Source organism: Streptomyces sp. CA-106110 (genome assembly GCF_050936285.1).
GTDB lineage: Bacteria > Actinomycetota > Actinomycetes > Streptomycetales > Streptomycetaceae > Streptomyces.
In genome coordinates this window covers 10,385,158-10,404,898 of sequence record NZ_JBNJNB010000001.1, presented here as the reverse complement: position 1 = coordinate 10,404,898, position 19,741 = coordinate 10,385,158, and the positions used below count along the sequence as shown (strand labels likewise).

The 19,741-nt window shown below is 68.5% G+C and carries 17 protein-coding genes and 2 pseudogenes; 7 read left to right on the top strand and 12 right to left on the bottom strand.

From position 1 onward, the window contains the following. The first annotated feature begins 39 nt into the window (after positions 1-39). Positions 40-741, top strand: coding sequence for a TetR/AcrR family transcriptional regulator (locus tag ACQEXA_RS48100; protein ID WP_433133014.1), 702 nt, complete (start codon positions 40-42; stop codon positions 739-741). Positions 742-884: 143 nt separating this feature from the next. Here the strand turns inward: ACQEXA_RS48100 and ACQEXA_RS48095 are convergent. After that, a pseudogene (locus ACQEXA_RS48095) lies at positions 885-1,940 on the bottom strand (PP2C family protein-serine/threonine phosphatase); the annotation flags it as partial. Between the two features lie 158 nt (positions 1,941-2,098). On the opposite strand from ACQEXA_RS48095, the gene ACQEXA_RS48090 reads away from it, so the two are divergent. Then, positions 2,099-3,802, top strand: a complete 1,704-nt coding sequence (locus tag ACQEXA_RS48090) for an IS1634 family transposase (RefSeq protein WP_433129969.1) — start codon at positions 2,099-2,101, stop codon at positions 3,800-3,802. Positions 3,803-3,915: 113 nt separating this feature from the next. Here the strand turns inward: ACQEXA_RS48090 and ACQEXA_RS48085 are convergent. Continuing rightward, positions 3,916-4,104 (bottom strand): annotated as a pseudogene (locus tag ACQEXA_RS48085) (PAS domain-containing protein); the annotation flags it as partial. A gap of 397 nt (positions 4,105-4,501) precedes the next feature. On the opposite strand from ACQEXA_RS48085, the gene phoU reads away from it, so the two are divergent. After that, positions 4,502-5,170 (top strand): phosphate signaling complex protein PhoU, encoded by a 669-nt coding sequence (phoU, locus tag ACQEXA_RS48080; protein ID WP_432938915.1) that lies wholly within the window; start codon positions 4,502-4,504, stop codon positions 5,168-5,170. Positions 5,171-5,202: 32 nt separating this feature from the next. Here the strand turns inward: phoU and ACQEXA_RS48075 are convergent, their stop codons facing one another. From ACQEXA_RS48075 to ACQEXA_RS48060, 4 genes are all read right to left on the bottom strand, one after another. Then, positions 5,203-5,400 (bottom strand): hypothetical protein, encoded by a 198-nt coding sequence (locus ACQEXA_RS48075; RefSeq protein ID WP_433133012.1) that lies wholly within the window; start codon positions 5,398-5,400, stop codon positions 5,203-5,205. Between the two features lie 25 nt (positions 5,401-5,425). Next, positions 5,426-5,851 carry an SsgA family sporulation/cell division regulator gene (locus ACQEXA_RS48070; RefSeq protein WP_432924209.1) on the bottom strand — a complete coding sequence of 142 codons (426 nt, stop codon included), beginning with the start codon at positions 5,849-5,851 and terminating at the stop codon, positions 5,426-5,428. Between the two features lie 221 nt (positions 5,852-6,072). Then, the gene (locus ACQEXA_RS48065; protein WP_432924211.1) at positions 6,073-6,381 is read right to left on the bottom strand and encodes a hypothetical protein; all 309 of its coding nucleotides are present in this window, start codon (positions 6,379-6,381) and stop codon (positions 6,073-6,075) included. Positions 6,382-6,596: 215 nt separating this feature from the next. Continuing rightward, complete coding sequence (locus tag ACQEXA_RS48060) at positions 6,597-6,977, bottom strand: isochorismatase family protein (RefSeq protein ID WP_432924213.1); 381 nt, start codon at positions 6,975-6,977, stop codon at positions 6,597-6,599. A gap of 402 nt (positions 6,978-7,379) precedes the next feature. Between ACQEXA_RS48060 and ACQEXA_RS48055 the strand changes: the two genes are divergently transcribed. The 3 genes from ACQEXA_RS48055 to ACQEXA_RS48045 all read left to right on the top strand — a co-directional run bounded on the left by ACQEXA_RS48055 (position 7,380) and on the right by ACQEXA_RS48045 (position 11,088). Then, the gene (locus ACQEXA_RS48055) at positions 7,380-8,261 is read left to right on the top strand and encodes a hypothetical protein (RefSeq protein ID WP_432924215.1); all 882 of its coding nucleotides are present in this window, start codon (positions 7,380-7,382) and stop codon (positions 8,259-8,261) included. Positions 8,262-8,407: 146 nt separating this feature from the next. After that, positions 8,408-9,154, top strand: coding sequence for a class F sortase (locus ACQEXA_RS48050; protein WP_432924217.1), 747 nt, complete (start codon positions 8,408-8,410; stop codon positions 9,152-9,154). A 512-nt stretch (positions 9,155-9,666) separates the two neighbouring features. Continuing rightward, positions 9,667-11,088 (top strand): MFS transporter, encoded by a 1,422-nt coding sequence (locus ACQEXA_RS48045; RefSeq protein ID WP_432924219.1) that lies wholly within the window; start codon positions 9,667-9,669, stop codon positions 11,086-11,088. Between the two features lie 268 nt (positions 11,089-11,356). Here the strand turns inward: ACQEXA_RS48045 and ACQEXA_RS48040 are convergent, their stop codons facing one another. From ACQEXA_RS48040 to ACQEXA_RS48020, 5 genes are all read right to left on the bottom strand, one after another. Further along, positions 11,357-13,276, bottom strand: coding sequence for a glycoside hydrolase family 5 protein (locus ACQEXA_RS48040; RefSeq protein WP_433133010.1), 1,920 nt, complete (start codon positions 13,274-13,276; stop codon positions 11,357-11,359). Positions 13,277-13,899: 623 nt separating this feature from the next. Further along, positions 13,900-14,481, bottom strand: coding sequence for a recombinase family protein (locus ACQEXA_RS48035; protein WP_432924223.1), 582 nt, complete (start codon positions 14,479-14,481; stop codon positions 13,900-13,902). 177 nt (positions 14,482-14,658) lie between these two features. Next, positions 14,659-15,030 carry a VOC family protein gene (locus ACQEXA_RS48030; protein ID WP_432924225.1) on the bottom strand — a complete coding sequence of 124 codons (372 nt, stop codon included), beginning with the start codon at positions 15,028-15,030 and terminating at the stop codon, positions 14,659-14,661. Between the two features lie 212 nt (positions 15,031-15,242). Further along, positions 15,243-15,944 (bottom strand): hypothetical protein, encoded by a 702-nt coding sequence (locus ACQEXA_RS48025; protein WP_432924227.1) that lies wholly within the window; start codon positions 15,942-15,944, stop codon positions 15,243-15,245. Positions 15,945-16,294: 350 nt separating this feature from the next. Next, positions 16,295-17,977: a recombinase family protein gene (locus tag ACQEXA_RS48020; protein WP_432924229.1), complete on the bottom strand. Its 1,683-nt coding sequence runs from the start codon at positions 17,975-17,977 to the stop codon at positions 16,295-16,297. On the opposite strand from ACQEXA_RS48020, the gene ACQEXA_RS48015 reads away from it, so the two are divergent. Then, a complete protein-coding gene (locus ACQEXA_RS48015) occupies positions 17,978-18,310 on the top strand; it encodes an antibiotic biosynthesis monooxygenase family protein (protein WP_432924231.1) in 333 nt (110 codons plus the stop codon). A 321-nt stretch (positions 18,311-18,631) separates the two neighbouring features. Here ACQEXA_RS48015 and ACQEXA_RS48010 read toward each other — a convergent pair whose 3' ends face one another. Beyond that, positions 18,632-19,555: an NADP-dependent oxidoreductase gene (locus ACQEXA_RS48010; RefSeq protein WP_432924233.1), complete on the bottom strand. Its 924-nt coding sequence runs from the start codon at positions 19,553-19,555 to the stop codon at positions 18,632-18,634. Positions 19,556-19,741: the final 186 nt, after the last annotated feature.

Here is a 19,741-nt window from a genome sequence, read left to right as displayed (position 1 = left end):
TACCCGTTTTCGAGGGGCCCCTCATGTTAGGCTCACTGCATGAACGCCCGACCGTTTCCGCCCGCGCCCGCGGCGCCGGTCAAGCCGCTGCGGCGTGACGCCCAGCGCAACCGGGACGCGATCGTGGCCGCTGCCCGTGAGGCCTTCGCACAACAGGGCCTCGACGCATCCCTGGAGGGAGTGGCCCGCCAGGCCGGCGTTGCCATCGGAACGGTCTACCGGCACTTCCCCACCCGGCTCGCCCTGGTGGAAGAGCTCTTCACCGCGAAGTTGGCCGAACTGGTCACCGCCGTCGAAGAGGCCGCCGCCATGGACGACGCCTGGCAGGGCTTCTGCCATTACCTCGAGCGGCTGTGCGAGCTTCAGGCCTGTGACCGCGCCTTCCATGACCTGGTCTCCGCCAAGCTCCCCCTCCATGTGCTCAGCCGGGAGATGGTCGACCGCGCGAGAGAACTGGGAGCGCAGGTCTTCCGAGCCGCTCAGGAGCAGGGGATCGTCCGTGCCGACGTCACCCCGGAGGACGTCGCCTTCGTCATCTGGTCCCAGGCCGGCATCATCCAGGCCACGCGCAACGTCGCCCCCCGTGCCTGGCGCCGCCACCTCCACCTCATGCTCGACGGCTTCCGGGCGGACTGCGCCCATCCCCTGCCGGAACCGCCGCTGGCCCCCCGGCAGGTCGACAAGGCCATGGTCATCATCGAATGCCCCGAGCAGGAATGCCCGGAGTGCCACGAGGAGTAGTGGCCCCTGCTGTACAGTAACGGGCCTGCCTCCCCGCGCCGCAGGAGTGGGCCTGGTCAGGCCACGCTCGGGATGACCTGCAGTTTCCGCCTTCCTCACCCATCCTGGGGCGTCGTGGAGCCGTCATCGTGACGCTGTACGAGCTACAGACGGACGACGATCAATGCGATGTCGTCGTCCCCACCACCGCTGACGCCGAGGCGGGACAGCAGGGTGTCAGCCAGGTGATCGGGGCTGAGGCGGGAGTTGGCGGCGAGGGTGTCGGTGAGCCGGCGCAGGCCCACGTCGACGTCCTCGCCGCGGCGCTCGATGAGCCCGTCGGTGTAGAGGACGAGGGCATCGCCGGGGGTATAGGGAAGGGCGGCCTGGGGGCGCGGGACATGCTGGGGGCGGGTTCCCAGTGGCGGGTCAGTGGCCTGGTCGAGCAGAACGAACGTCCCGTCCGGGCGGACGAGAACCGGCGGAGGGTGGCCGGCGCTGCTGTAGGTGATGTGGCAACGGTGGGTGTCCACGACGGCCTTGACCACTGTGGTGGCCAGTGCCCCTTCCACCGAGCGGGCGTACAGGCCCAGGACCTCTATTGCCTTGGCGGGATCGCGCAGCGCGCGTACTGCGGCGGACAGGGCGCTGCGGAGCATACCCATGACAGCGGCGGCCTCCAGGCCGTGGCCGACGACGTCACCTACGGCGACGGTGAAACCGTTGTCGGGCAGGTCCACCACGTCGTACCAGTCGCCGCACACGTTGAGCCCTTGGGCCGCGGGCAGGTAACGCACCGCGACGTTTCGGTGGTTGTCCAGGTCCGGCGACTGCAGCATGGCCTCCTGAAGGGTGACGGCGACCTGCCGTTCCCTGGCGTGAGCCTGCCGCAGTTGCTCGTTCACCAGCTGGAGCTCCCGCGCCCGCGCATACAGTTCGGCCTCCATCGCCTCTCGCTCTTTGAGCGCGTCACCCGGCTGCGACAGGCAATGGGAGAGCACGAAGTCGGTGACGTCCTCCGCCCGGTGGACGATCCACGCCACCTGTCCGTCCGGTCCGAGGACGGGGATGTTGATGGGGGACCACCACCGTTCCTCGAACACTCCCGGGTGGTCGGGCACGGGAATGTCGTACTTCTGCATCGCCATCGTGTCCGGCTCCTTCGAGCGCAGGACTCGGTGCAACGAGGCACTCAGATTCCGCATTCCGTCGGCGTCGGGCCCGGGTTCGACAGTTGTGGGCCGGTTTTGGGCACGGGATCGAATGAAGGTGCAGGTCAGGACGGTCTCCGGGTCGCGAGACCCGTGAAAGCCCTAGTGACACGATTCGCGTGATCACACTGCGTTGACCTGCGAACAAGTGTGTATCGTCTAGCCACGTGTATGTGCGTACGTCCTCGCGGAGGAACAAGTCCGGGCAAGTGGTGCGGTACCTCCAGCTCGCCCACAACGAGTGGGACCCGGCCGCGGGGGTGTCGCGTACCAAGGTGCTGCACTCCTTCGGCCGCGAGGACGAGATCGACCGCGACGCCATCGAGCGTCTGGTCACCGCGCTGACCCGGCTGCTGGACCCGGCCCGCGCCGCCGCGCTGACCGGCCCGGCCGAACTCGCCTTCACCGAGGCCCGCCCGCTCGGCGGCACCCACGTCCTGGACGGACTGTGGCACCGGCTCGGCCTGGACCAGGTGATGCGCCGCCAGCTAACCGGCCGCCGCCTGGACCCACGCGTGGAGCGGGTGCTGTTCGCACTGGTCGCCAACCGGGCCCTGGACGCCTCCAGCAAGCTCGCCGCCACCGACTGGATCAGCCACGATGTCCACATCGAGGGCCTGCCCGCCATCGACGAACAGTCCTGCTACCGGGCCATGGACTGGCTGCTCCAGATAGAACCGGCCTTGGCCAAGGAGGCGTACTTCCAGGTCACCGACCTGCTCAACCTGGAAGTGGACCTGCTGTTCTTCGACACCACCAGCACCTACTTCGAGACCGAGGACGCCGACGAACCCGTCCCCCGCGACGCCGACGGCCGCCGCCTGCCCGAGGACGCGGACCCCGAACTCATCGACAAGGAACGGGGGTTCCGCGCCTTCGGGAAGTCCAAGGACTCCCGCGACGACCTGCCCCAGGTCGTCGTCGGCATGGCCGTCACCCGCGACGGCATCCCGGTGCGCGTGTGGTCATGGCCCGGTTCGACCGCGGACAGCGACCTGATCCGCCAGGTCAAACGCGACCTGCGCGAGTGGTCCCTCTCCCGCGTCGTGTGGGTCGCCGACCGCGGCTTCACCTCCGCCGCCAACCGCCGCGCGCTCATGCAAGGAGGCGGCGGCTACATCATCGGCGAGAAGCTCCGCTCCGGCTCCGCCGAGGTCAAGGCCGCCCTCGCCCGCCCCGGCCGCTACGCGACCGTCCGCGACAACATGCAGGTCAAGGAAGTCAACATCGGCTCCGACGACCGGTACATCATCTGCTTCAACCCCGATCAGGCCACCCGCGACGCCGCCATCCGCGCCCGCCTGGTCACCCAACTCGAAGAGGCCATCACCGGCACCGACAAGCTGAACGCGGCCGAACGCGCCCACCTGGCCGGGCAGTTGTCCACCAAACCAGGGATGAAGCGGTACCTGCGGACCACCCCCGGCGGCCTCCTGCGCATCGACAAGAAGAAGATCGCCGCAGAGGAGAAGCTCGACGGCAAGTACCTGCTGCGGTCCTCCGACCCAGAACTGTCCACCGAGGACATCGCCCTGGGATACAAGCAGCTTCTTGAGGTGGAACGAGGCTGGAGGGACATGAAGCAACTCCTGGACCTGCGCCCGGTCTACCATCGCCGCGAGGACCGCATCCGCGCCCACGTCCTGCTGTGCTGGCTCGCCCTGTTGCTGATCCGCGTCGCCGAGAACGCCACCGGCCAGACCTGGAACCGTCTGCGCGCCGAACTCCAGCGCCTGCAGGCCGCCACCTTCACCGGACCCGCCGGCACCTACCGCCAGACCTCCGAGCCCACCAAGCCCCAGCGCGACATCCTCACCGCCCTCAACCTCCCCGTGCCCAAGAAGGTCATCGAACTCACCGCAACGCGCTGACCAGCACGAACACCCGCGCCTAGTGACACGCGCCTTCAGCGCGCCCCCACGCGTTCCCGCAGGTCAGGCCGCACTTTCGTGTCCTAGGCACGACCCGTAACTGTCGAACCCGGGTCGGGGTCTGCCGGGTTTTCGGGGAACGCCTCGAAGAGGTATCGCCCGACCAGATCTTGCCGAGAGTGGCGGGTGGCGCAGCAATACGCCTCGTTGACTGCGACGATCACAAGATCGGGACCCAGCACGAGATGCGGGCTGGGTGTGACGGCGAACAACGCCTCGTAGTCGACCGGCGCGGTAGCCACAGACACTGCACTCGCCTCTTCCTGTCCGGAAGCCTCCTCTCCCCTTTCCACTATGCGGGCCGTGTGTGGACCCCGCGAGGACGATCAACGATGACAGGCAGCGACCGCTTTCCGTCGGGACCCGGTCATGGAGACTCCGCTGACCTACATCAGTCTGATGTCATCACCACCGCGCCCCGGGTGACCTCTGCCGGCGAAACAGTCCTGCCTTCGCCATGAGACGAATCGCCCATCACAGTGGGTGCAGGGGCCGCCCTTGCCGCCGTCCTTCTGGTCGCAACGAGTGCCCGCTCTCCCCCAAGGGCGCCGAGCACCGCCGCCGGCAGTCCGATGAACACACTGTGGGAGCCTGGTGGCGGCGGAAGTCTGGCACACACGAGTGGACGGTGAGGACGCGATGCGGGCGGCCTATCACGAGGAGCTGGCCTCGATCAGTGACGGCCTGGTGGAGATGGCGAATCTGGTCGGCTCGGCCATCGGCCTGGCGACGACCGCTCTCCTGGATGCCGATCTGCAGCTTGCCGAGAGCGTGATCTCAGCCGACCAGAGGGTCGATGACCTCCAGCGTGACCTGGAGGACCGGGCGATCGCGGTGCTGGCGAGGCAGTACCCGGTTGCCACGGACCTGCGGGTCGTGGTCACTTCGCTGCGCATGAGCGCGGACCTGGAGCGCTGTGGTGACCTGGCCCAGCATGTGGCCAAGCTGGCCCGGATGCGTTATCCCGAGCGGGCGGTGCCGCGCGATCTGCGCCGCACGATATTGGAGATGGGCCAGCTCGCGCAGCGTCTGATGGCGCAGGCCGCCGAAGTGGTCCTCACCCAGGAGGTCGGTGCGGCGCTCCAGCTGGAGAAGGACGACGACCGCATGGACGAGTTGCACCGCATGATCTTCCACCATCTGATGGACGACCGGTGGCAGCACGGCGTGGAAACCGCCGTGGACGTGACGTTGGTCGCCCGCTACTACGAGCGGTTCGCCGACCATGCGGTGTCGGTGGCCCGGCGCGTGGTCTACCTGGTGACGGGCGAGCACTCGGACGAGCTGACCACGGACGGGCCCGCATGACCTGCGCCAGGCTCGGCGAGGGTGCCCGCTTGTCAGGCTCTCCATCTACGTCGTCGCGCGGCACGTAGCAGCGTACGGAAGCTCAGGCAGTGCGGATCGCCGATCATCACAACGTTCGGACATCGTCGCGAGGCTTGTCGCGCGTCATCGAGGCGTTCGTCGCCATCGGGCAGCGGAATGAAGGCGCCTCGGAAATCCTGCTTCTTCTCGGCAGCGAGCGTGCGCACCACGCATCAGTGGTTGGCGCGAACGGCTTCAGCTGCCCGCGAGCAGTTGTGCCAGTTCGGCGTCGAGGTCGAGGTGCTCGGACTCGGCACCTGGCGGCACCACCGAATGCGTCTGGCGCAGGAAGAGTTCCACGCTCGACGCGGGCAGTTCGAGCAAGGCCGATCCGTTGGGTGAGCTGAGGGCGAGACACAGCACATCGTCCGCGGCAGCGCCGGCGGCCGGCCACATCCGCACGTCCCCCTCACCGGCAGGGCCACTCAGGGCCTGCGCCAGCAGGTCACGGCCGAAGACCCAATCCACGCTCTCGCTCCGCCCGACGGGGTGGAAGGCGGCGCGGACGACATAGGGATCGCCGGTCTCGTACCAGAGCGCCACAGACAGGTGCACCGACAGGTCATCAGACCTGATCAGCCGCACCGGCAGCTCGCACGCCACAATGTGCAAGGAAGTCATGGTCCATCACTCCGACAGCCCGCTACGCATTGACTCCGATGGCTCACGCCCTGTTCCGGACCGCGGGACACAGGCAGCCACCACTGCGCAGCGCGCAGCATCGGCAGGGAAGACGGCATCAGCTGCTCCTGTGGGCTTTCGCCTGGTTGGCACGCCTCTGGAAGGCTCTCCCAGGGGGCCGGTGCGGGCACGCACCCCGGGCCCTCGTCCAAGCGGCGGTATCAGCCCTGAGCCAGCAGCAGCTGGTCCACGTACCAACGGTCCACAGCGCCGTGGCGGAGCGGAGTCACATCGATCCACTTGTCCTCGATCCACCGGTACAGGCGGTGACCGTCCCACCGGTAAGCGCCCTGGTGGTAGCCCTGCAGCGAGTCCACACCAGCGCCGGTCGCGACACTGACGGCCTCGGACCGGGTGGGGTGAGCGGGCTGGGAGGCAGCCATCGCCGAGCTCCCGGCACCCACCACGGCTCCGCCTGCGATCGTCGCAGAAGCAACAGCCACCACCACACGCGTGATCAGCCTGTTCATGGTCATCTCCTCGCTGGTTGCCCCGGTCCGGCCCACCGGGCGGTGGGTCATCGCTTCCGCGGACCGTGGCGCACGTTCTGAAAAAGTCGCCGGCGAGATGCCCTGAACAATCTGAGGGGTCCCTCACGTTTTGACTTCACCAGCGTACTTGAGGGGTGCCTCATATTCTCGGTGAGGCTCATCACAGCAGGTGGGAAGGGCTTCTCAGACGGCCTTCAGGCGTTGTTTTCGGGCGGGCGCGCCCCGGCCGGGACAGCGTGCGGCACCACTGCGGGCGTCCGGTCAGGCGTGCGGGCGTGCCGCGTCGAATCGAGTACGTCGACGAGCCGGTCGGTGGTGACGATTGCATGAGCGAAGGCCGGCCCGTCCAGCTCATGGGCGGCGCGCATCATCTCGGGGAGAAAGGCCGCGGTGGCAGCGCACACCGGCGTCACGTGGTGGCCGAGCTCCATGGCGAAACGGCTGGTCGACTCCACGCAGGTGTTCGCCGGCACCCCGGCCAACACCACCCGCCCGATGCCGTGCTGCTTCAGCTGCAGATCCAGATCGGTGGTGGCGAACCCGCTCTGCGCCCCGTCCAGTGCTCCCGGGCCCACGATGTCACCGTCGCCGCCGACCGTTGGCCGTGTGTGCGCGATCGCCCACCTTCATTGTCCGCCGCGGACCGTTCCGGTGCCCCTCCGCCAGGGCGGTCCCGTCCTGGCACGCCGACGGCGGTGGGCCACGCGGGAGCCGGCCGCGATGGGCCAGGCGCGGCCCGACTTGGCCGCTCCCGCTGCCGGACCAGCACGCCTCTACCAGGCCTGATGCAGCGTCATCAGGGGATGTGCCTGCGACAACTCGGTACCGGAACGCGCACTCGCACCTTGGAAATGCCACTGCTCGCTGGTGCTGACGGGATGCTGCCGACCGGGTTGATTTTAGGCCTAAAGGCACTCGAACAGCGTACGGGCTGGGTCGTGGGGCCGTGTCCTTCGGTGGTGAGGGGCACCGGTCGGTTGAGTGTTGTCACGTTGCTGCTGCGATTCCGCTGTGCCGGCGTGGTGCTGGCCTTCGCGGTGGCGGCGAAAGGACTACCTCTGATGCGAGTGACCCGGACAATGTTCGCCTCCGCGGCGGTTGCCGCGGCCGTCGCGCTCTCCGCTCCCGCCGCGCATGCCGTGTCGCTGGTCGGACTTCGGGCGTCGGACGACGGTAATTCCCACAGCAGCCACGGCAGCCACGGCAAACCGCACGGAAAGAATCAGGACCACAAGTCGTCGGGGGAGAAGGGGGAGGAGGGCGGGCGGACTCAGTCCGACGATGGCGCGCAGGTGGACGATGGCGTGCAGGCCGACGGTGGCGCCCCGGACATGGGAGGGGAAGAGTCCGGAGCCGAGGAAGGCGGCAACCCGTGGAAGAAGCACGAGAAGTCGCCCGAGCAGAAGCAGGCCCCGACCGGCGGTGTGAAGGCCGGCGGCGGTGCCCTGGCCATGGCCCTGGCCGACGACGGCGGCAACCCGTGGAAGAAGGGCGGCAAGCCGCACGGCGACGACAGCTCGGCGAGCGGCGGGGAGCAGTCCGAGGGTGACGCATCGGCCGCGGCCGGGCACGACGGCGGAACCGAAGGCGACGCCGGAGCCGCGGCGGGCGCCGACGAAGGCGGCAACCCGTGGAAGAAGGGCGACGCCGGAGCCGCGGAAGGCGGCAACCCGTGGAAGAAGCACGGCAAGTCGTCCGAGCAGAAGCAGGCCCCGAGCGGCAGCGTGAAGGCCGGTGGCGGCGGTCTCGCGGAGTCCGGAAACGGCCTGGCCGCGGGCTCTCTGCTCCTGGTCGGCGGTCTCGGCGCAGGTGCCTACATGCTGCGGCGCCGGAGCGCGTCGGATGCTGTCGGGGCCTGATCGGTCCTTGCCGGGTGCCGTTCGGTCGCGGGCGCTGTCGCCCTGGGAAGGACGACAGCGCCCGCGGCTGCGGCCGCGGTGCCGGCGTCCCGCCGGCACCGCGCATGTCCGACCGCCGCTCCAGTTGATGAACAGGCCTTTGTCCAATGACTCTCTCGCAGCAGGCCCCGCCCGATGAGACCCCCAGCCGAGCCCCCTCGCGTAATGTTCGCCCTGCTCTGCTGTGGCCGGCCGCGGCGGTGGCCCTGGGCGCCCTGCTCATCCACCACTCGCTGGCGCCTCCGGCTGATGCCAAGCCGCCGGAGGTACCGGCCGTCGTCGCCCCGCCCACACCTCTGCACCCGGTCGCACCTCCGGGACCGCCCCCGTCCGTCGCCCCGCCGCTGCCGGGACCGAATGCGATGGCACGTCCCTCGGGGCCCGCGCTGCCGCGGTCGGAACCAAAACGGATCGTGATTCCGCAGATCGGGGTGAACGCACCGTTCACGGACGTGTCCCTGGACCCTTCGGGACAGTTGAACACTCCACCCCTCACCAACAAGAACCTTGCAGGCTGGTACAAGGGCGGAGCCTCACCGGGCGAACGAGGAACGTCGGTCGTGGTGGGACATGTCGACACCAAGACCGGCGCGGCGATCTTCGTGTTCCTGCGCTTCCTCAAGCCGGGCAACACAGTGGACATCACCCGCGCCGACGGCATCACCGCCCGCTTCAAGGTGGACTCGGTCCAGACGTTCAACAAGGCCCACTTTCCCGACACCCGGGTCTACGCCGACGCCCCGACCGCCCAGCTGCGGCTCATCACCTGCGGCGGGACCTACAACCACAGCGCCCACGAATACCAGTCCAACGTCGTCGTATTCGCACACCTCGACACATCGGGACGTTCCTGAGACATCAACCGGCCCGCTGCCTCGACCCGCCGTCCCGTACGGCGGGTCAGTGCTGTGCAGGGCAGGTCGCCGCACGGCCCCGACTCGAGAATCGTGCGGTCCGGGTCGGCTCGGTTCCCGTCGACTCCAGCGACACACCGGCCGCGCGCCTGAGGCATGGAGGACCTGCGGCCGGCGATACGGCGGGCCGACGAACGTACCATCGAGGGTCCGCAGCTCCCGCTCTGCCCGCCGCCTCGGACCACGTCCTCCATGGACGGGCCACTCACACGCTCTCAGCAGCCGATCCGAAGCATGCCCCGACGAGGACCGACTGCCGCACGGGCCGTTGTCCCGCATCGAGTTGGTCGCCCGTTCGAGTGCCGTGGTCCGGACGCGTCGCCTGGCGTCCGCACCTGTCGAGGTTCCGTCCGCAACATGGCGTGCGGCGACCCCCTTAACGGAGCTACTCGTGAGGACGACGTGACCCCCGAGAAACCCCCGAGGAAGCACATGTCCGACCAGGCGCGGCCTTGGGCGAAGCCCTGGACGACGCCGCCGTCTCCGGACTGCACATCAGATTCTGGCTGCTGGCCGGCCTGGGCATTCTGCTCGACGGCTTCGACTTCTTCATCATCGGTGTGGCGAACCCGCTCATCGCCGCGAACTTCTACGTCAGTGCCGCCGAGAAGGGCATGTTGTCGGCGGCGGCGATCGTGGGTTCGGTCTTCGGCGCCGCGCTGCTCGGCCCCCTGGGCGACCGTATCGGGCGCAGCCGGATCTTCCGGGTCGACCTGTGGCTGTTCGTCGTCTTCTCCGTGCTGTGCGCGGCCGCGTGGGATGTCTGGTCCCTGACGGTCTTTCGCTTCGCGCTGGGTGTGGCGGTGGGGCTGGACTACCCGATCGCCGCCAGCTATCTGGCGGAGATCCTGCCGTCCAAGGCCCGCGGACGGTGGCTGGTCAGCGCCTTCAGCTTGCAGGCATTCGGCATTCTGCTGGGGGCGGCGGCAGGTGTGGTGATCCTGCTGACCCGGCCTCACATCACCTCGTGGCGCATCATGCTCGGATTCGGGCTGGTGCCGGCTCTGATCATCATCTGGCTGCGCCGCCGGGTGCCGGAGAGCCCCCGCTGGCTCGCCCAGAACAACCGTGAACGGGAGGCGTGCGAGGTGGGCCGGGCGCTCGTCGGCACTCCCGTCCAGGTGACCCCCGAGGACAAGGAACGGCACGAGCCACCACTGGAGGGCCTGGGAGCCTTCCTTCAGCCGCAGCTCTTCTCGCAACGCTGGCGTCGGCGCACGATCTTCACCGCGGTGCCGTGGTTCCTGATGGACATCGCGACCTACGGGGTGGGGATCTTCACCCCCACCCTGCTGGCGTCCTTCGCGCTGGGCGGCGCGCACACCACGTTCATCGCGGACGACATCGCCTCCACCAAGGGCACCGCCCTGCTGGACGCCTTCCTGGTCGTGGGCTTCGCACTGGCGATCCTGCTGGTCGACCGGGTCGGCCGGGTGCCCCTGCAACTGACCGGGTTCGCGGTCATGACCATCGCTCTGTGCGTCCTGGCCGTGGGCACGCAACTGCCCGGCGGAGCCAACGCCCACCTCGCCCTGGTCATGGTCGGGTTCGGGGTGTTCAACACCTTCATGAACCTGGGGCCCAACGCCACGACCTTCGCCCTGCCCGCCGAGGTGTTCCCGTCCGAGATGCGTTCGGCGGGACATGGATTCGCCGCCGGGTGCGGCAAACTCGGGGCCGCGCTGGGCACCTTCCTCTTCCCGGTACTGCTGGCGGACATCGGTGAGGCCGCTCTGCTGTACGGGGTGGCCGCGGCCTGTGCGGGCGGGTTCCTCATCATCCTCGCCTACCGCGTCGAGCCGCGCGGCGCCTCCCTCGAAGAACTCTCGGGCATCCAGGCCATCAAACTCGCCCCACGCGTCACCCCGCCCTGATCGGCGATCACGAGGACCGCGCTCCCCCGGGGAACGGCCCTCGCGGCGGCCGCTACCGAGAACCGAAACGCCGTGGACCCGCGGGCAGTCCCGGTAGATCGTACTGTTGAGGGCCGCGTGCAGCCCCGACGCCGAGCATGCTGCGGACGGCCGCCGACGCGGCAGCCGTCCGGGTCTGAAGCCCGCATGGTCCGACCGCGGCCCACCGCGAGACCGGACGAGCCGCCGTGCACTCCCCCGGCGCCGGGCCGGCCATGAACGGAGCGCCTCAGGAGATCTTGCGGCAGAGCAGAGCCGCGGGCCCGGCGCCGCTCCCCACACGTGTGGTGAAGGCGATCCCGGCGGCGTACTCGTCGTCCGTGCACTGGCCCTTGTAGTCACCGTAGGCAAAGTCGCCACCCGCGGTGTCGGCGGGGCGGTTGTCGGACCGGTCGAACCAGACCGTGCGTCCCGTGCCGGCCTGCGGGGTGACCGCGGGGACGCACAGGGCCGCCGACACCCGGGCACCGCGACGGCTGTAGCCGATGAGGTACTGGCCGGACGGGCACTGGAGTTTGCTGTAACCCGACGCCCAGTCACCGCCCGCGGGAACGTAGCGTTCGTCGGTGACGACCGTCTGGGCGTTGCCCGCGGCGCGCAGGTCACCGGTCGTGACGTCGGTGCACAGTCCGCGACCGGCGGTGTGGCTGAGGCCGATCAGTCGCAGTCCGTCGGGACAGGCGGCCTTGTAGGCGCCGTTGTCCCAGTCACCACCGGCTCGCACCCGGAGCGACTGGACGTAGTCGCCGTGATCGGTGGAGAGCATGCGCCAGGTCGGCACCGGGTCGACGGGGCCGGTGATGGTCGGTGAGGTCATGAGGTGGTTCCACGCGGTGCTGCGCCAGTCGGCCTGGTCGAGGATGCCGTACCGGTGGCCCGAGCTGTCATAGCGCAGCAGGGCCCAGTCGTCGTGTCCCTCCCAGCCGACCAGGGGCCAGTAGGCGAAGTCGGCGTCGCGGTCGGCGAAGTAGTCGGTGATGTTGCCGAACCACGCGCGGGCGGCGGTTCCCGTCTCGCCCGCTCCGATGCCGAACTCACTGATCCATACCGGTGCGGTGTAGTGCCGGCCGGTGTCCTCGGACACGAAGAAGGCCTCGTCGTAGAGAGCCTGGTACAGCTCGTCGCGGGTCAGGTCCTGGTAGCGGGGGTCGTGGGTCTCCCCGATGCCGGTGGCACCGCTGTGACGGGGGCCCGTGTATCCGTAGAAGTGCGCGGAGTAGACGAGCTTGTGGGTGGCCACGAGGGTGTGCGAGAGCGTGCGCGCGGGCGTCAGGGTGGGGCGGCCGTGCGGCAGCCCGTCGACGGGCAGGCCGGTCCAGTTGATTCCTTCGATGAAGATGAGGAGAGCGGGGTCGGCCTCGGTGAGGATGCGGTCGGCGGCGAGTTGCGCGGCGGCATACCAGTCGTGGTCGTCACCCAGGCCCCAGTTGGGGTCGTCCGTGATGTCTCGGCGCACCTCGTTGTAGAGATCGGCGCCCATGACACGGGGGTTGGCGGCGTAACGGCGGGCCATGAAGACCCAGTCGTCGGCCCATTGCTGGGTGGTCTGAATGCTGTTCCAGCGCTCGTTGCCGTCGATACCGCAGCACCAGCGGGAGGTGTTGGTGTGGTTGTTGAGGATGACGGCGAAGCCGTCCTGTGTGAGGGCGGCCACCACGGCGTCGTAGATCTGCAGCGGCGTCTTGCCACGAAGCTGCGGATTGGCTGTGACGGCGACGTCCGGTACGGCGGCCGTGGTGTGGATCATCTCGTTGGAGAACGGCAGCCGGATGCTGTTGATACCGAGTTCGTGGAAGTCGGCGAGCAGTTCGGACAGGGGGGCACGGTCCAGGCCGAGGGGTATCCCGTAGGAGTCCTGTCCGGCGTGGTGGTTGGTGGCATCGAAGATGCTGCCACTGCCCGTCCACGAGCCCTGCGCACCGTCCCAGTTGGCCGACTTCAGCCGGAAGCGGTTGCCCGCCGCGTCGACGATGTACCGGCCGCGGGTGGACAGCGGCGGCTGCCAGGTGTCGGCTGCCGGGGCCGCGGTGTACGCGGTGGGGGCCGAGGGCTCGGCGACGGCGACGACCGTCCCGGGTGCCGCGGCGAGCAGGAGGAGGGCCGCACCTACCCCGCCTGTCAGGTACTGGACAACTCTGGTCGTTGGCATACGGGCCTCTGTGTGCGAGCGGATGAGCGCGGACAGACTTGGCGCAGCCGGAGGGCGACCCAGTGCACGGAAGCCTGCCGGCGCTTCTCCGCACGGCAGCCGAACATGGCCTCGGGCGGACGACGGCCGTCAGTCTATGACTCAACAGCCCACGTTTCGGGGGTACTTGGAGCGACCACCGGGTTTTCCGGCCACGGGCGGCTCTGCGCAGCGGCCCCTGGCCGGGCGGGTGCCGTCGGCCGAAACCCGCCGGCCCCGTCCCGCCTGTCGGCCACTGGTGACACTCGGTAGGGCAAGCCGCTCACCGTCTCACGGCCGCGGTGCGGCAGGATGGGGCCATGAGCGTAGTAAAGATCAATGAGCATGTAAAGCTACGCACGTTAATTGGACCTGCGGAAACGTTGCGCTTGCCCGCCTCCCTGGAGGAGGCCACGCCGACCGTGGCGGGTCACTGGCGGGCTTTCACCCAGACCCCGGGGGTCTCCATTTCGCGGGAAAGTGTGCGGGTCTTGGGGCCGGGTCCGTGGGGCGCACCCACCCAGAGATTGACCCACCCCCCGGTGCCCAGACATGCGAAAGGCCGTCCACCACAGCGGGCAGACGGTCTCTCAAGTGGGGCCGGGTCACTCCGTGTCGGCAAGCGCCCGATACAGCGTCGCGCGGGACACATTAAGCGCCTTGGCAATGGTCGTGACGCTCTCTCCCTTGGCCTTACGCGCCTTGGCCGCAGCGAGCTTGTCCGCATCCATGACAGTGGGCCGACCGCCGGTCCGACCCTGAGCCTTAGCAGCGTCCAGCCCAGCGCGGGTCCGCTCAACGATCATGTCTCGCTCCAGCTCAGCAAAGGCAACCATCATCGTGAAGAAGAACTTGCCCTCACCCTTCGGGGAGTAGCTACCGGCCAGCGTGCCCGTCAGAATCCGCAGCGCGACCCCCCGGGCGTGAAGGTCCTCAGCGATCGTGAGCACGTCCTTGGTGGAACGGCCCAAACGGTCCAGCTTCCACACGGTGAGGGTGTCACCCTCCCGCATGTAGTCGAGAGCAGCAAGCAGTCCGGCACGGTCGGCGTTCTTACCTGACGCCTTGTCCTCGAAGATGCGGACGCAACCCGCCTCAGCGAGAGCGTCCGCCTGAAGTTGCGCATCCTGCGCGTTGGTACTGACTCGCTGGTAGCCGATCGAGGTTCCGGTGTTCTTCGTCGCCATGACCTGGTCGTCTCATAACCCGTCTCAAAACCTCAAGCCTTCTGGGCATGTTCTGAGACGGGTTTTGAACACCGAAAGCTTCCTTGGACCGCCTCGCACCCGACCGTCTCGATAACCATCGTTTGAGCGACTCCCTGCGATGGTCACGCACAGCAGCGGGGGGCCTGAAACCCCCGGTCAGCCTCTGACGATGCAGAAGGGATGCCCAGCCGGATCGGTGAGAACCCGCGCCTTGGCCCCATGAGGCTGATGATCCGGCTTGCCCGCGCCCAGCTCCAGCAGCCGGGCCTCGGCCTCCTCCAAGTCCTCCTCGACCTTGAAGCAGATGTGAAGCTGCTGAGGAACGGTCTGGTTAGGCCAGCGCGGAGCCCGGTAGCCGTCGACCCGTTGAAAACCGATGAAGAGTCCGTCCTCACGGTTGAGACCCGCGAAGTCGGCGTCCGACTTCGGATGGGGTGCGAGGCCAGTGGCCTGCTGATAGAACGCCGCCAGAGCCAACGGATCGGGGCAGTCGAGTGTTATCGCGCTCAACTTCATCTGCAGGGGCATGACACCTCCGGACGGTCAGTGGACTTCCCTGGTGCGTCACTTTAGAGACGACTGCCTAACGAAGCGCGGGATTATGCGCCTACATGCACGCTGAGCTGCGACTTTCCCACCAGTTTCGGCTATTTCCCGAGCGCGCGCACGGTCGGGTAGGGCGGGGCGCCCAGGAGTGCGCCGGAAAAGTTCCAGACCCCCTTCCTGCCCACCAGCGACCGTCAGTCGTTCAGCGCCACGCCCCGCCAACCCTCGTATCCGGCCAGCTTCCGGCGCGCACCAAAGCGACCGTCCATCGCGGCGAACAGTGCCCGCTTACCCCCGGTGGTGCCCAGCGAGCGAGCAAGCACAGGCTCAGCGGCAGAGAACGCCTCCCAAACGGCAGACGTGCGCACGTGGACGCTGTGTGGCGCCAAGCCGAGACGCTTGACCCACTCGGCAGGATCGCGCAGCGGAGCCCGGAAGGCGTCGAACTGTGAAGCCAGCGATAGGAGGTGAGTCGCGCGGCCGTCGGGCGCCGACAGCATCTCGGACGCCACGGTGTCGAGCGATTGCAGGGTTTTCAGCGTGAACGGAGCCGGGGAAGTGGTGATGGCGGCAGCGGCATGGCGCAGAGACGCAGCTTCCTGGTGCAGGAGCGCCCGTGCTTCCGCTTCGGCGAGCAGTGCGTTGGTCTCGATGGTGCCTGCCCGACGCTCCAACTCTGCGCGCCGCTCGCCGGCCTCAATGGCAGGGGCGTAGTACCAGCGAAGTCCGGCGGCCACGTCCGCCAGCCACTCCCCCACACCCTTGCGGATCAGCGGAAGATCCCGCCACTCCCCGCCGGTCGTCGCCCAACTTGCCCCCGTCCACACGAAGGACAGTGGGTCGCGAGCCTTGTCGGCATGCTCGGCGGCAGTCTCCAGCGCGCGACGGGCGGCCACGTCGTCTATGTACTTCCTCAAAATCCGACTCTCTGTAGTTACGTCCGAGCCTTGCCTTCCCGCTGACCCCAAGATCGCGAAGCGGCGGAGGGCCCACAGGTGACCGGAGGTGGACCAAAGGTCAACCGTCAGGTGACTCCATGGACCCACAAAACTCCAGGTCAACAGGAGAATAGGTGAAAGGAGAGATCAATATAAACATCTACCGCTGTAGGGCAAACCGGGAACGGTGTCACCATCGTCATTCGTCACGGGCCGACACGATCCACAGGGCCACAATGCCCGTAGGAACGCCCACGGCCCGTCGCCAGGGGGTTACCGACAACGGGCCGTGAACGGCGCTCAGGCACTTACTTGGCTGGCGCCTCCGCCCAGTGCACGGCCACCCGTTCCTCTGTGTTCGCGTTCCGGCCCCTACCCACGCTGCGTACCACGCTCACACGGTCAACGAACAGCGCAAGGAACTCCCGTCGTTCGGAAAGGGCCCAACCGGCCCACGTCGACTCCGGCCCCAGCGGGTCACCCTCCGGGTCCGTCCACTCCGAGGGGATCGCCACCGTGCCAGCCTCGGCGGTCCCCAGTTCTTCCACGCGTCCGGCCGTTCGCGCCTCGTGCGCTGTCAACCGCTCCACGGACTCACGGAACATCTGGTCACCCGCGGCACCCGCGTACAAGCCTGCCTGCCGGTCGACATACAGCGTGCGGAGCGCTTCTCGTACGTGTTCCAACTCGGCGCGTGCAGCTGCTAGTTCGGCCTGTCGCTCGCCCGTGTCCGCTTGCGCCGCAAACCGGCGGGCGGCCCCGGCGAGCCATTCGAGATCTTCGGGGTCTTCGGGGTCCAGCGCTGTCAGGCGGGACCACACGGTACGGGCCACCACGCCGTCAGCGGCGTCCATGTTGATGGCCAGACCACCGTGTCCCGGTACGGCGCCGGACTGGGCACGGTTGCACCGATAGAGCTGCTTGCCGTTCCTCCGGTCGGTCACCATGGATGACCCGCAGACGCCACAGAAGAGCATCCCGGCGCCCCCCAGCAGCGACGGCACGGAGCGCCCACCCTGGCGAACCACCTGGGGCGCACGGCCGTCGAGTACGTCCTGAAGGCGCCACCAGTCATCCGGCGGAATGATCGGCTCATGCGCAGCCAGCGGGGCCCCTGAGTTGTCGCGCAGGATGACGCGCTTGGTCCCCTGGCGCTCGGCGGCGTAGCCAGCAAGGCGCGGGTCACGGAGGATGCGGAGCACAGTGGACGACACCCACGTCGTACGCTCCAGCGGCTGGCTTACGCCTCGGGCCCGGCGGGCGGTCACACGCGCTGACATGTCCGCTGCTTTGGTCGGTACGCCCTCAGTGTTCAGCTTGCGAGCCATGGCCGATGCGGTCATGCCGCCCAGTGCCCAGGACACCATATCGCGCACGTACGGGGCCTCAGCGGGATCGGGAACCAGCTTGACCACCACCAGTTCCCCGCGCGGCTCACGCGTCGACTGAAAGCCGTACGGGGCCATGCCGGACACGTGGCTACCCGCTGCCCTCAGCGTCTCTTTCGTCGCCGTGATGTACGCCGACTTCATGTCGGACTCTTGCTGGGCCAGCGCAGCGATAAGGCCGAAGATCGCGACGCCCATGGGGGTGGACGTGTCCAGGTAGGGCTCTTCGACGCTGACGAGCAGCACGCCGTGTTTGGCCAACTCCTCATTGATCAGCATGGCCTCAAGAGCACCCTGTCGAGTGAGGCGGGACAGCGAGAACACGACCACTGCGTCTACGTGCCCGGCGCGAACGGCGGACATCATCTCCTCGAACTCCGGCCGGACAACGTTGGGGTCCCAGCCGGATTTACCGACATCGGCGAAGTGGCCCGCGTTGTCCCAGCCTTTGGCTGTGATCAGCGCCTCGCACTTGGTCCGCTGTGCTTCGGGGGACGACACGGAGTCGTCCTCACGCTTCCTTGACTGTCGGATGTAGGACACTGCGCGCACATGGTCCAGGTTAGGGGTCCAGTCGAGGCCCCGTTTGACGAGAGGTGTCATGTGCCTAGCGTAGTAAAAATCAACGTACTGACCGTTCCAGCCGAGCAGCGGGAGACCCTGGAGAAGCGCTTCGCCTCTCGCGCCCATGCCGTGGAGGGTTCCGACGGGTTCGAGTGGTTCGAACTCCTCCGGCCCGTCGAAGGCACCGACAGCTACCTCGTCTACACGCGGTGGCGTGACGAGGAGTCGTTCCAGGCCTGGCTGGAGGGCCCCATGAAGGCGGCCCATCAGGGCGGTGGCGCGGAGAGCGGCGAACGCCCCAAGCCGGCGGCGAGCGGGTCCACGTTGTGGTCCTTCGACGTGGTGCAGCAGGCGGCACCGAAGAGCGCGTAGGCATTCTGTCGCCGCGGGGCCGGGCGGCGCGCTCGCCTCGCGCCGCCCGGCCCGGACGACGGCGAAGCCCGACTGCCCCGCCGGTCCGGTCCCGGCGCCCGGTCGTACGGCTGGTTCCGGCCATCGCGGAAGCTGCGGCTCAGGACGCGGCGGGTGCCGTCGGTGCCCGGAGCCGAGGCAGGACCGGCCCCTTCCGGTTACTCGCCGTCGAACGCGGGACGCCGTGGCCGTACCTCGGGCTGCTTCGCCGACCACCGGGCAGCCTTGTCGGCCGTGAGTCTCGGGGGCGGCGCGGGCACACCGGCGCCGCCCGGGTGAGGTTCAGTCGACCTCGAGGACGATCTTGCCGCGGGTCCGTCCGGTCTTGCTGAGACGGAACGCCTCGGCCGCCTCGGCAAGCGGCAGGGCGCGTTCGACATGGACGGTGAGTTTGCCGGCGTCGGCGAGTCGGGCGAGTGCCGTCAGGTCCGCACTGTCGGACCGGACCCACACATGGTGTCCACCGCGCTGCTTCACTTCGGCGTCGGCGATGGACGCGACGCGGGAGCGGTCCTTCAGCAGCTCCTGCGAGACGGCGACCGTGCCACCGCCCACGTAGTCCACGGCTGCGTCGATGCCCTCCGGCGCCAGCTGCCGCACCCGGTCGGCCAGGCCCTCGCCATAGGTGACGGGTTCGGCGCCCAGGGAGCGCAGGAAGTCATGGTTGTGTTCGCCGGCCGTTCCGATCACCCTGGCTCCCCGGGCCACGGCGATCTGCACGGCGAACGACCCGACACCGCCGGCCGCCGCATGAACCAGGACGGTGTCGCCCGCGGCGACGGCCACCCGGGCCAGTGACTGCCAGGCGGTCAGTCCTGCGAGCGGCACGCCGGCGGCCTCCTGCCAGCTCAATGACGCGGGCTTGAGCGCGAGGGTGCGCACGGGCGCGGCGACGAGCTGCGCGTAAGTGCCGTGCTGCACCTCGTCCTTGCGGACGTACCCGAAGACCTCGTCGCCGACCGAGTACTCGGGGGCGTCCAGACCGACCGCCTCGACGACGCCCGAGACGTCCCAGCCGGGCACGAGCGGGAAGTGGACGTACATGATCGGGTCGAGGAATCCGGCGACGATCTTCCAGTCGACGGGATTCACCCCGGCGGCCTTCACACGCACGAGCACCGAATCCGGACCGACCTTGGGATCATCGACCTCCGCCGTCTCCAGGGTCTCGGGGCCACCATAGCGATTCGCAACAATTGCACGCATAGCAAACACTTTAGGCCCCAATGCCCGACTGTTCCGAGGCGCGCCGGTACGAGGGCGCGGCCGTCACCGAGAGGGTTCTGCACACCGGAGAGAGGGTCGCCCTTGGCCGGCGGACGGCCGGGGCGGGAACCGGCTGCAGCGACTGAATCGGGCACGGCGGCCGCGCAGCCCGCACAGGCATACAAC